Origin of the sequence: Rhizobium sp. R86522 (assembly GCF_042466255.1) — a bacterium.
In the GTDB taxonomy this organism is placed as follows: Bacteria; Pseudomonadota; Alphaproteobacteria; order Rhizobiales; family Rhizobiaceae; genus Allorhizobium.
Genome location: NZ_JAXHBX010000001.1, coordinates 3844706 through 3857237 on the forward strand (window position 1 = coordinate 3844706; position 12532 = coordinate 3857237).

Here is a 12532-nt window from a genome sequence, read left to right on the forward strand (position 1 = left end):
ATCAAATCCTTACCGACCGCGGATATCATCAAGGCCGCGGTCGCCAAGGTACCTAACCTGCTCTAGTGGGACTGGACCGAGAGACCAAATCGCCGAAGAATATCCGCGATCTTTGCGTCCTGCTCCGGATCCGGCAAGAGTGCCGGTTGGCGGCTGGCGCCGACCGAACTGTCCTGGAGGAAGAGCGCCCGCTTGACCATGGCAGGCGCAAAGCCAAGGGCGTAGAGATCGGTACGGAAGGCCGTGAAGGTCGCCTGCTGGCGCTCAGCCTCTGCAATGTCACCGCCGTTATAGCCGTTCAGGATCGCTGCTAGCACATCAGGAAGCGCATTGCCGAGCCCGGAAATGCAGCCGGCAGCGCCATTCTGCAACGCCCAGAGCACGAGATGGTCCGGCCCGGAATAGACATCGAAGCCAGGCATGTCGCGGGACACCGCAAGATAGGCTTCCAGCGTCTCCTTGGCGCCGCCCGAATCCTTGATGCCAGCGATGTTGCCGTGGGTTGCGAGCTTGCGCGCGGTCTCCGGTTCAATGTGGTTCTGGGTGCGGGCCGGGATATCGTAGAGATAGGTCGGCGTCTTCACCGCATCCGCAACCGTCGAGAAGTGCCGGATGAGACCGTCCTGAGTGCAGGCGATGAAGAAGGGGGTGATGACGGCGATTGCCGTTACGCCGATCCGGTCGAATTCCTTCGCCAGCTTGATCGTCTCGAAGGTCGCCGGCATTCCGGCATTAACGATCACGTCGACCTTACCGCCGACTTCATCGACCACGGCTTCGGCGAGCTTTACCTTTTCCTCGAAGGTGAGTGCAGTGAAATCGCCATTGGTGCCGGCGCACATGATGTTGTTGCCCGCAGCCACCTGGCGGCGCACCTGAGCTCGGGTGGCTTCGTAATTGATCGTCTCGTCCTCGTTGAAGCAGGTGACGAGCGCGACGAAGGCCTTTTTCGACATGACAATGTTCTCCGGAATTTTCTGACTTACGAGGCGCGGCTGAGACGTGCGGCGCGGTTCTGTGCCTGCACGTCGGGATCGGGATCAAGCCCGGCGGCGAGCAGCGCCCGGGTATAGGCTTCCTTGGGCGTCTCGAAGATCTCTCTGACCGTGCCGAGTTCCACGACCTCACCCTTCTGCATGACCATCACATGGTCAGCGAAGTCTCGCACGACCGGCAGGTCATGGGCGATGAAGATGAAGGCGATGCCCATCTGCTTTCGAAGCCCGTCGAGAAGCGCGATGACTTGCGCCTGGACCGACACGTCGAGCGCGGACACCGCCTCGTCGCAGATGATCAGCTGCGGTTCGAGCGCGAGCGCCCGGGCGATCGCGATGCGTTGGCGCTGGCCGCCGGAAAACTGGTGCGGATAGCGACCCATATGCTCGGGTCCGAGCCCGACCTGGGTCAACAGTTCGGCCACCCGCTCCCGCCACTTCGCTTTGGGCAGGATATCGGGATGGATGACCCAGGCTTCCGAGATCAGCTGGTAAACGGTCATGCGCGGATTGAGCGACTGTGTCGGATCCTGGAAGACCATCTGCAGATCGCGACGCAGCTTGTAGAGTTCGGCGGGCGACAGCTGGAAAAGGTCCCTGCCCTTCCACAGCGCCGACCCGGAATCCGGTTCATCGAGCCTGAGCAGGATGCGGGCGAGTGTCGATTTTCCCGAACCGCTTTCGCCGACAACAGCCAACGTCTCACCGGCCAGCAGGTCGAAGGAGACGCCCTTCAAGGCGGCAAAGGCGCCATAGTTCTTGCGCACGTCTCGCACGCTCAATACGGGTTCGGCACCCTTCAGCGGCTGATGCATTTCGCCTTTGCCCGGCGCTGCCGCGATCAGCTTCTTCGTGTACGGATGCTGCGGATTCTTGTAGACCTCGCGCACCGTGCCAGCCTCGACCAACACGCCCTTTTCCATCACCACCACCCGATCCGCAATCTCGGCCACGACGCCGAGATCATGCGTGATGATGAGAACGGCCATACCGGTCTCGCGCTGCAACTCCTTGAGAAGCGCCAACACCTCGGCCTGCACGGTGACATCAAGCGCGGTCGTCGGCTCGTCCGCGATCAGGAGATCGGGACGTAAGGCCAGCGCCATGGCGATCATCACACGCTGGCGCTGACCGCCGGAAAACTCGTGCGGATATTTGTCGAGGGCGTGTTCGGGATCGGGAATGCCGACACGACCGAGAAGGCGAAGGGCCTCTGCCTGGGCTTTCGTGCTGTCCGTGCCATGCGTGGTGAGCGCCTCGCGGATCTGCCAGCCGACGGTATAGACCGGATTGAGATGGCTGAGCGGATCCTGGAAGATCATCGCGATCTTGCGACCGTTGATTTCGCGTCGCTGCGACAGCGGCATCGTCAGGAGATCGACACCGTCGAGCAGGATTTCACCCGAGGAGATGCGACCAGGCGGCATGTCGATCAGGTTCATGATCGCCGAAGACGACACCGACTTGCCCGACCCGCTTTCGCCGAGGATCGCGAGCGTCTCGCCACGGTCGAGATGGTAGGACATGTCGCGCACGGCTTTCACGACGCCGACTGCCGTGTGGAACTCGACCGAGAGGTTGCGGACTTCGAGAAGATGGTCAGCCATTCTTGGCCCCTTTCATTTCCAGACGCCAGCGCTGCACCGGATCAAGCGCGATCCGCAGCCAGTTGGAGAGCAGGTTGAGCGACATCGTCGTCAGGATGATCGCGAGCCCTGGCCAGAAGGAGAGCCACCAGGCATTGGTGAGGTATTGTCGCCCCTGGCTGATCATCAGGCCCCAGGTGATCTCCGGCGGCTGAATGCCGATGCCGAGGAACGACAGCGCGCTTTCGGCCAGCATGACATAGGCAAAGTCGAGGGTGGCGAGCGTGGTCAAAGTGGGCAAGACCACCGGCAGGATATGCCGGAACAGGATGCGCTTGCTCGACGCGCCCATGACTCGCGCCGCCTGCACGAACATGCGTTCGCGGATCTCGAGCACTTCGGCCCGCGTGGTGCGCAGATAGACCGGGATGCGGGTGATCGCGAGCACCATCATCAGGTTGAGGATCGAGGACCCGAGAATGTAGAGCACGATGACGGCAATCAGCAGCGACGGGAAGGACATGATCACGTCGGCGAGCCGCATGATGATCTGGCTGACCCGCGGAGAGGAAAAGCCGGCGATGAGGCCAAGAACCGTTCCAGTCACAGCCGAGATCAGCACGGCACCGGCCGCGACCATCACGGTGTTCTGGGTAGCGACAATGATGCGAGCCAGCAGCGGCCGGCCGAGCGCATCCGCGCCCATCCACCAGACCCATGCTCTCTCGAAATCAAAGGGCGCTGCATTGCGACCGCGCAGGTTTTGCTTGGTGGCGAGGTCGCCCAGCCAGCTTGGGCCGATTATGGCCATCAGGAGAATGATGAGCAGAAAGATCGCGGCGCAAAGCGCAAACTTGTCGGCAAGCAGCATGCGAAACATGCGCTTGAGGAAGGGCGGTTCGTCGATGATGGCGGTTGCTTCGATGGACATGCCTTCTCCTCAATTCCGGATGCGGGGATCGAGAAGCGCATAGGCAAGATCGATCAGCAGGTTCATGAGGAAGATGGCGAGCGCCGTGACGAGGATCGCGGCCAGCACGACATTGAAGTCGCGCTGCAAGATGGAATCGATCATCAACTTGCCCACGCCCGGAAAGCCGAAGATGGTTTCGATGATGACGGCACCGTTGAGCAGGCTCGCAGCCTGATCGCCGATCACGGTGATGACCGGCAACATGGCGTTGCGAAGCGCGTGGATGAAGATGATCGGGGTCGACTTCACACCCTTGGCCCGCGCGGTTTTGACATAGGCCGATGAGAGCGCCGATATCATCGAGCCCCGCACGACCTGCACGATGATGCCGAAAGGCCGGACGAAGAGCACGCCGATTGGCAGGATCCAATGCCAGACTGACCCAGTCCCCGACGTCGGCAGCCAGGAGAGGTTCACAGCAAAGATGACGATCGCGACGATGGCCAGCCAGAAATCCGGGACGGAGGCTCCCACCAGCGAGACGATGGACGAGAAACGGTCGAAAAAGCCGCCGGCCCGGAAGGCGGCGAGTGAGCCGACAACGATGGCGGCAGCGGTCACCAAGCTCATGGTGATGACGGCGAGCCATAGCGTCCAGACGAAAGCTTCGAGGACCACGTCGAGCGCCGGCCGCGCCTTGCGCAGGGATTCGCCGAGATCACCCGTCACGACATCGCCGACATAGCGGCCAAACTGGACCAGCAAGGGATCGTTGAGGCCATGCAATTCCCGGAACTGGTTCTTCATCTCTTCCGATGCTTCGACCGGCAGGAACAGGGCTGCCGGATCACCTGTCAGGCGAGAAAGGAAGAAGACCATGACCACAAGTCCGACCAACGAGATCAAACTGGCCACGGCGCGTTTTCGGATGAAGCTCAGCATGGCGTCCTCTAAGAAAACGGTGCGGCGGGATCACCCCGCCGCATGACTTGCTTTGAATAGGACGGCGCGTGCCGCCCGACGATTACTTGATCTTGATCTCGGAGAGCTGGAGCATGGAATTCGTCGCCATTGTCGGCTTGAAGTCCAGACGCTCGGAGACACGCGAGAAACCGACCATGTGGAAGAGAAGCACATCGGCGACCACTTCGTCATGCAGATAGGCGATCGCTTCCGACCAGAGCTTGGCACGGTCATCGCCGACAGCAGCCGATGCACGCTGGATCAGGTCGTCGACCTTCGGATCGGAGAAGCCGGACTGCGTACCTTCCGTTGCATATTTGAAGAACATCGAGAAGGACGGATCCCCCTTCGAATTGTCGTGCATGGCAGCGACCAGCTGCGGACCACGGCCCTCTGCGAACGGCTTCGAGTAATACTGCTCGTGTTCGGCGACCTCAACGAACTTCAGCTCGATCTTGAGGCCGACTTCCTGCATCTGCTGCTGGATCGCCTCCATGATCTCGGTGACGTTCGGGAAGTTGGCCGAACGGGCAATGATGGTGATCGGTGTATCGACCTTCACGCCATCCGCCTTTGCCTCTTCGATCAGCTTCTTGGCTGCCTCTGGATCATAGGACGGCACCTTGACGTCTGGATTCCAGCCGAGTGTCGGTGGCGGCACGATTGCGGTGGCGAGCAGTGCGCTCTCTGGCAGCAGCGTGCCGAGGAAGGCCTCGCGATCGACTGCAAGGTTCAGCGCCCGGCGAATGCGGACATCGTTCAGCGGCTCGATGTTGTGATCGACACGCAGATAGACGGTTTCGCTGTCCAGATAGGAGAAGTCGGTCGCCGGGTTGGTGGCTTCGACCAGGGAAATGGACGGAGAGAGATCGGCTTCGCCTGCCTGAACCATGGCCGCACGGACCGCTGGGTCAGCGCGGAACAGATAGGTTGCTTCCGTCACCTCGGGCTTCGCACCCCAGTAGTCGTCGCGACCCGTCAGAACGATCTGCTGGCCAGGGGTCCAGTTGGTGAGCTTGTAGGGACCTGTCCCGACCGGCTCGCGAACAAATTCCAGCGGTGTTTCTTCCGGAACGATCGTGACCAGAGTGAGGAGCAGCGGCAGAATCGGCTGGACCGGGTCGGCCTTGAAATCAACCGTGTAGTCGTCGACGACGGTCGGCGTGACCGTCATGCCGCCGAAGTAACGACGGGATTCGCAGGTGTTCTTGTCGCTCATGATGCGGTCAAAGCTATGCTTGACGTCCTTGGCATCGAAGGCGGTGCCGTCGGAGAACTTGACCCCCTGACGCAGATGGAAGCGCCAGCTGCCGTCGGTATTCTGCTCCCACTTCTCGGCGAGGCGCGGCTGAACACCAGCACCGCCGCGCACATCGAGTTCGGTCAGCGTTTCGCTGACATTCTCCATGATAATACGACCGATATTCGAGCGCGTCGCCATGCAGGGTTCGAGAAGATCAGCCTCTTCGGCCAGCACGACCTTGATCGGGCCGGAACCGGCATAGGCTGGTGACAGGGACGTGCCCATGGCTAGGGCACAAAGCAATGCAGTCTTTCTCATTTTCATTCTCCTCCCAGATGAATTTAGTTTGAAGCTTTCACGCCTCGCGAGCGCGCAGCCATGAGAGCCGCGAGGCAGATCAGAACAGCGCCGACCACGGTGGTCAGGCCGATGGTTTCGTTGAACAGGGCAAAACCGCCGACGGCCACGAGGGGCAACCGCAGGAAATCGACCGGCGCGACAACGCTTGCGGGGGCAAGCGACATGGCATGCGTCATCAACCCCATGCAGCTGGTGCCAACAACGCCCTGAAGGGCCAGCAGCGCCAGCTCCCGGTTTCCCGGCATGGCGAAGAAGGGTACGGCGAGCGCGAGCGAAATCGGCACGGTCAAAAGAAGGTTCCAGACCACCAGGGTCGAGGTCGTGTCACCGCGCGACATCGATTTCAGGATCAGCTGGATTGCGGCTTGCAGAAACGCACCCGCCAAAGCGAGCCCGACTGCGAGCGTGAAGCCCGAAGGTGATGGCCCGACGATGACCATGGCGCCGGAAAAGCCGACCACGACGGCAAAGAGCATCGAAAGGCCGGGTAGCTCCCCAAGAAGGACTGTTGCGCCAAGCACGACGAAGATCGGGGACATGAAGGCAATGGCCGTGACGTCCGCAAGCGGCCCCATGCTGAAGGCAGCAAAGAAGGCGACCATTGCCAAAAGCTTGAAAAGCGCCCTGATGGCGTGCTGCCCGAGCGTATGCGTTGATTGCAGCACCTTTGGCCGCAGAACGACGAAAGGCAGGAGCACGGCGGCACCGAACAAGGCGCGGAAAAAGGCAATCACGAAGGGATGCACGGCACCATCCAGAGCACGCACGATGACGGCATCGGATGCAGCCAAGACCGCCGCTCCGACTGCAAAGAGCACTGCAGCGGGAACCCGCTCGCCTTTCCCTTCTGCATGCATACCGTCCTCCCGAACCGACCTCCACGTCGGCATGCTCAAAACACCCAACTTCCGGTCATCTTTGTCAAATGATTTCCCGATGTAAAATTCACCGGCTCCAAATCTCAGAATTTATGTCAACGATTACAATGCTATAATGGACGTATGAAACCTGTATCCGCCATTTTACAACATAAACAAACTTGACAACTTTGGAAAAATGATCGACTTCGGAGGACAAGAGGAGCATTCCATGACACCTGATGACATTGCCCGGCGCATGACCGGCATACTCACCACGTCGGATTCCGATCGGACCGAGGCCTATCTTCCGTCGCCGATGGTGCAGAACCACGCATCCTTCCTGCACAGACAGGCAGACGGCAGTCTGATTTGCGCTTGGTTTGGCGGATCGCTGGAAGGAAAGTCGGACATTTCCATCTACGCTTCCGTCCTTGCAGCGGGTGCGTCTGCCTGGGCTCCGCCGCGGCAGCTGAGCTCCGACCCCGATCATTCCGAGCAAAACCCCGTTTTGTTTCAGGCACCCGATGGGCGCCTGCTTCTGTTTCATACCTCGCAGCCCTCAGGCAACCAGGACGAATGCCGGATCCGCATGACCGAAATCACCACCGACGCGTCGGACCCGACGGTCTTGATGGCGTCCGACGGCCGCTATCTAGACCTGCCCCGAGGCAGCTTCGTGCGCGCGCCGGTCCCGATCAGCGCTGATGGGACCTGGCTCCTGCCGATCTTCAGATGCATCCCACGCCACGGCCAGAAGTGGAACGGCAGTCATGACACCGCCGCCGTTGGCATCAGTGAAGACGGCGGAGCAACCTGGCGACTTGAAGAACTCAGCCAATCGATCGGCTGCGTGCATATGTCCCCGGTCGCTTTGAGTGACACGACGATGGCCGCATTTTTCCGGCGTCGCCAGGCGGATTTCGTCTACCGGACGGAGAGCCATGACGCCGGCCGGACCTGGAGCACGCCCGCACCGACTGATCTGCCCAACAACAACTCCTCGCTCGCGGCCATCGCTTTGGACGACGGGCGTGTTGCAGTCATCTGCAATCCCATCAACGCCGCGGCCTCCCCGGACCGTCGCACCTCCCTCTACGACGAACTCGGCGAGGAAGACGACAGGCCGGAGGCGGACCCGACCGGGGGCTGCGCCCCCATCTGGGGAGTGCCGCGAGCGCCTGTCACAGTCTGCATTTCGAGCGATGGCGGATTGACATTCCCGCAGCGGATCCAGATCGAGGATGGCCCGGGAACCTGCCTGTCCAACGATTCCACCGATGGACGAAACAAGGAAATGTCCTATCCCTGGCTGCTGGCAGATCAGGATGGATCGCTCCATATCGCCTACACCTATCACCGACGCGCGATCAAATATGTCCGGCTCGCCCCCGGCTGGGATCGTCCCGAAAACGGAGAATGACATGAGCGGCATTATCGGCATCACCATGGGCGATCCCTGCGGCGTCGGTCCTGAGATTTCGGTCCGGGCGCTGGCCGAAATGTCGGCCGAAGATCGCGCGGCCACGCGAATCTACGGCAATCTCGCGACCTTGAACGCCGCACGTGACGCACTGGGCCTGTCCATTGATCTCGTGCCCTATGTCGTCGACGTCGAGGTGGAAGGCGCTCCGCTTCCCTGGGGCACTTTGAGCCCCGTCGCGGGCGACGCCGCCTTCCGCTTCATCGAGCAAGCCGTGTGCGATGCCCAGGCCGGAACGATTGGCTGCATCGTCACAGCCCCGATTAACAAGGAAGCGCTGAACCTGGCAGGCCATCACTATGACGGCCATACCGGCATGCTGCGCAGCCTCACCGGCTCGAAGGCGGCCTACATGCTGCTCGCCTCGGAACGCCTGAAGGTCATCCATGTCTCGACCCATGTTTCGCTGCAGGAAGCGATCCGCCGGGCGACCACCGAACGGGTGCTGGCGACCATCAAGGCCGGCAACGACCACCTCAAGCGCATCGGCTACGACAAGCCGCGCATCGCGGTTGCCGGCATCAATCCCCATTGCGGCGAAAACGGCCTCTTTGGCACCGAAGACGACGACCAGATTGCACCCGCCGTTGCCGCAGCGCGCGCCGAGGGCATCGACGTCCAGGGGCCGATTTCGGCCGATACGGTCTTCTACCGCGCCTATTCCGGCGCCTTCGATCTCGTGGTCGCGCAATATCATGACCAGGGCCATATCCCGATCAAGCTTGTCGCCTTCGACACGGCCGTCAACGTCTCCGTCGAACTGCCGATCGACCGCACCTCGGTCGATCACGGCACCGCCTTCGACATCGCGGGCAAGGGCATCGCAAACCACGGCAACATGAATTCCGCCATCGCCTATGCCCGCAAGCTAGTCGCCGGCCGGACTCAGCAAGGATGACCCTGATGACCGCATCCATCACCCTTCACCAGCCGCGCCGCCTGATCGTCGGCGCCGGCGCGATCAGCCAGGTCGGCGGCCTTGTGGACGATGCAACGTCCGTTCTCGTCATTGCTACCCCGATCACGGCAGGCTTCATCGATCGGCTCATGTTGCCCGGCAAGATCGAGATCTTCGACGCGATCCCCGGCGAACCTGACGTAGCGACGTTGGATGCGGCCCTTGCGGTTGCGCGCAGGGTCAGGCCCCAGGTCGTTGTCGGGCTTGGCGGGGGTTCTGTCCTCGACGTGGCCAAGCTCGTTGCCGCTTTGTGGGACAGCGAGCAGACACTCGTCGACGTTGCAGGCCCCAACAGGGTGGCTGGCCGCAACACCCGCCTTGTGCAGGTCGCGACAACCGCCGGGACGGGCTCCGAGGCGGGCATTCGCTCGCTGATCACCGATCCGGTGAAGGGCGCCAAGATCGCGGTCGAAAGCCCGCACATGATCGCCGACATTGCAGTCCTCGATCCGGAACTGACCTTCTCCGTACCGCCGGCAGTCACCGCCTCAACAGGCGTCGACGCCATGGCCCATTGCGTCGAGGCCTTTACCAACAAGCGCGCCCATCCGATGATCGATGGCTTTGCTCGCATGGGTTTCCGCCTCGTGGGCAAATATCTCGCCCGCGCCGTCAAGGACGGGTCTGACACCGAAGCGCGCGAAGGCATGATGCTTGCGTCCTACTATGGCGGCATCTGCCTCGGGCCGGTGAACACGGCGGCCGGACATGCTATCGCCTATCCGCTCGGTACGCGTCTCGGTCTGCCGCATGGCCTCGCCAACGCGATCGTGTTTCCGCATGTGCTCGCCTTCAACCAGTCGGTCGTCCGCGACAAGACGGCGGAGGTGGCCGAGGCCCTCGGGTTCAGTGCAAGCGCGCCCGACGCCCTGCTGGAGAATGCCTGCCGCTTCTGCACGGATCTCGATATCGAAATGCAGCTATCCCGCCACGGTGCCAAAGAAGATGCGCTCGCCGGCTATGCAGCAGAAGCCCATGGCAACCGTCGTCTGATGGACAACAATCCGGCCGAGATGGCGGTCGAAGACGTGCTCGCAATCTACAGAGCGGCGTACTGACGGACCATTTTCATCTGCACAAAATGAAGGGGGCCCAATCGGCCCCCTCTTTGATTCTGCGCTGAGCATTCTCCGCTCATCCCTCGGAAACCGCTGCCAGAGAAGCGCTGGACTGGAACAGGCGGGCGCGTGACCCGGTCAGATGTGTGTGCATCAACTCCCTGGCGCGAGCGCCCTCGCCTGCCGCGATTGCCTCGGCGATTGCCTCATGCTCGGCAAAGACCCGTGAAAGGCCGGCATTGTCCCGTTTGACGGAAACCCCATGGAAGCGCATGCCTACGGCGATGTGGTCCTTCAGGGCCTCCATGGCCGTCGAGAAATAGGTATTGTTGGCAGCGCGTGCGATGGCGAGATGGAACTGGAAGTCAGCGTCTTCGCGGTGCGCCTGCCTATTGGTCGCATCCCGCATCAGTTCGAGCGCCTCGCGGATTGCGGCGAGCATGCCGGGCGTGTGCCGCAGGGCTGCGGCTTCTGCCGCCGCCGGCTCAAGGTTCAGGCGGAATTCGTAGCAATTCAGAAGATCGGCAACGTTTTCCAGCTGACCGAAGCCGAGCGGCTGCTTCATCCCGACAGAGCGCACGAAACTGCCCGCGCCGCGGCGAGAATAGATGAAGCCCTGCTCGCGCAAGCGCCTGAGCGCTTCACGAATGATCGGACGGGATACCTCGAACTCGATCGCCAGATCGTGTTCGGTCGGCAATCGCTCATCCGGTTGGTAAGACCCCGATTTGATCGCCCGATGCATCCGCTCGAATACCAGATCCGCCAGGCTCTTACGTGCCGTTCCGCTTTGCAGTCCCATTGTCAGCCCCTGCCCCCATGCAGCTTTTCGGCGAGCATCACCAATGTTTCCGGCACTCCGAATCCGCCTGATTTGGCGATGATACATTGCCCTCCGGCATAGGCCAGCCCGAGCCCTGGCAGACATTCACCCTGCAAACGAAAACACTTGATCCCCATGCGAGCCATAACGGCTTCTGCGGTCGCCCCCCCGCAAAGGAGCAGAGTGCGAGCACCCACAGTCAACTCGGGGTGCACTGAGGACGCAAGGTTTCGAGCGACCTCCTCCGAGCCTATCTCTGTGTCGCCGGAGACCGCCTGCACAAGTATTGGGAACATATGCGGTTGGGCGACAATCTCCAGCAAGCCGTTGGGTGCCGGATGGTGGCTCACAGCCTCCATCTCGCGCAAGCGATCGACCTGCTCCACGGTGATGCGATCATACGACCCGATGACAAAGAGTGCGGGGCCGATGGGAGGCTCAACCAGCTCGGACATCGGCTGGCCGGTCATCTCGACAGCCAATGCCTCGGCAAGCCCTCTTGCGCCGATGAAGAGATCGATGCCCTCGGCGTGGGCGCCCGCCAGAGCATCACGCATGTCCTGATCTGTCGCTGCATCGACGATGCTGCATCGCGCTGCATGGTGACCCAAGGCGTTCGCCACGGAAATGGGCGTCGGTACTCCAAATCCCTCGACATGTCCGTCGCGGACGACGCGGCCAAAGGCAGGAATAGCGGGCGCGACAAGTGCGCGCTTGAATGGAATGGCATCAAGCTCGACTGCGATATGCCCCTTGAGGCGCGAGTCGACCTTTTTGAACAGCGTGACATTGGGCGGCAGTGCTTCCATCACCTGACGCATGGCTTGTAACGCATCTTCTGCAGACCGCTCCCGGGAGGCCAGATTGATCGACAGGACAGCTGGCAACTGTGAAAGCCCTGACGGGACCGCATTCGGCGTCAAGGCGACTTCGGTATGCAGCCCGCGCGCGGCAAAGGGGGCAGCTGTGTCCAATGCTCCGGTCAGATCATCGGCAATGATGACAAGCATCATCATGCTCCATGTTGTTATCTTCTTGATCGAAATATGATCGCATTTCCAGAAGGATGCAACAGCAAGATAACAAATCATAGCCTGAGAACGCCAGCTTGGCGAGCACCGATCCGCCTGCTTCTCCAGACATGCTAACCTGCTCGGTGCCCGTTCGAGCGCAGCCCTTCCTCCAGCGCAACTGAGCACCCTCCGACGAACCGCCACACTCGGCCCTGTTGCAAACCCGCTTGACAGGATCGATTAAAAAATCATACTCAAAATTGGTCAGACAATCTGACCG

At 61.3% G+C, this 12532-nt stretch carries 11 protein-coding genes; 3 read left to right on the forward strand and 8 right to left on the reverse strand.

Annotated elements, in window-relative coordinates; genetic code table 11:
* Positions 1-62: 62 nt before the first annotated feature.
* The 6 genes from SJY08_RS18650 to SJY08_RS18675 form a co-directional block, all read right to left on the reverse strand.
* A complete protein-coding gene (locus SJY08_RS18650; protein WP_377277508.1) occupies positions 63-956 on the reverse strand; it encodes a dihydrodipicolinate synthase family protein in 894 nt (297 codons plus the stop codon).
* Positions 957-982: 26 nt separating this feature from the next.
* Positions 983-2602, reverse strand: a complete 1620-nt coding sequence (locus tag SJY08_RS18655) for an ABC transporter ATP-binding protein (protein ID WP_054149309.1) — start codon at positions 2600-2602, stop codon at positions 983-985.
* Positions 2595-3512 carry an ABC transporter permease gene (locus SJY08_RS18660; protein ID WP_377277511.1) on the reverse strand — a complete coding sequence of 306 codons (918 nt, stop codon included), beginning with the start codon at positions 3510-3512 and terminating at the stop codon, positions 2595-2597. Before SJY08_RS18660 ends, SJY08_RS18655 begins: the two co-directional genes overlap by 8 nt.
* 9 nt (positions 3513-3521) lie before the next feature.
* Positions 3522-4436: an ABC transporter permease gene (locus SJY08_RS18665; protein ID WP_054149307.1), complete on the reverse strand. Its 915-nt coding sequence runs from the start codon at positions 4434-4436 to the stop codon at positions 3522-3524.
* Positions 4437-4518: 82 nt separating this feature from the next.
* On the reverse strand, positions 4519-6018 hold the full coding sequence (locus tag SJY08_RS18670) for an ABC transporter substrate-binding protein (RefSeq protein ID WP_054149306.1): 1500 nt from the start codon (positions 6016-6018) through the stop codon (positions 4519-4521).
* A gap of 23 nt (positions 6019-6041) precedes the next feature.
* The gene (locus SJY08_RS18675; protein WP_069042688.1) at positions 6042-6917 is read right to left on the reverse strand and encodes a DMT family transporter; all 876 of its coding nucleotides are present in this window, start codon (positions 6915-6917) and stop codon (positions 6042-6044) included.
* 232 nt (positions 6918-7149) lie between these two features.
* Here SJY08_RS18675 and SJY08_RS18680 point away from each other — a divergent pair, with 232 nt between their 5' ends.
* From SJY08_RS18680 to SJY08_RS18690, 3 genes are read left to right on the forward strand one after another with little or no spacing between them, the layout of a single operon-like run.
* Positions 7150-8340 (forward strand): exo-alpha-sialidase, encoded by a 1191-nt coding sequence (locus SJY08_RS18680; RefSeq protein WP_377277514.1) that lies wholly within the window; start codon positions 7150-7152, stop codon positions 8338-8340.
* Between the two features lies 1 nt (position 8341).
* On the forward strand, positions 8342-9298 hold the full coding sequence (pdxA, locus tag SJY08_RS18685; RefSeq protein ID WP_377277516.1) for a 4-hydroxythreonine-4-phosphate dehydrogenase PdxA: 957 nt from the start codon (positions 8342-8344) through the stop codon (positions 9296-9298).
* Positions 9299-9303: 5 nt separating this feature from the next.
* Positions 9304-10416: an iron-containing alcohol dehydrogenase gene (locus SJY08_RS18690; RefSeq protein ID WP_377277518.1), complete on the forward strand. Its 1113-nt coding sequence runs from the start codon at positions 9304-9306 to the stop codon at positions 10414-10416.
* Between the two features lie 76 nt (positions 10417-10492).
* Here the strand turns inward: SJY08_RS18690 and SJY08_RS18695 are convergent, their stop codons facing one another.
* Both SJY08_RS18695 and SJY08_RS18700 read right to left on the reverse strand, forming a co-directional pair.
* A complete protein-coding gene (locus SJY08_RS18695) occupies positions 10493-11218 on the reverse strand; it encodes a FadR/GntR family transcriptional regulator (protein ID WP_054149302.1) in 726 nt (241 codons plus the stop codon).
* A 2-nt stretch (positions 11219-11220) separates the two neighbouring features.
* Positions 11221-12249, reverse strand: a complete 1029-nt coding sequence (locus SJY08_RS18700) for a four-carbon acid sugar kinase family protein (protein WP_054149498.1) — start codon at positions 12247-12249, stop codon at positions 11221-11223.
* Positions 12250-12532 lie beyond the last annotated feature (283 nt).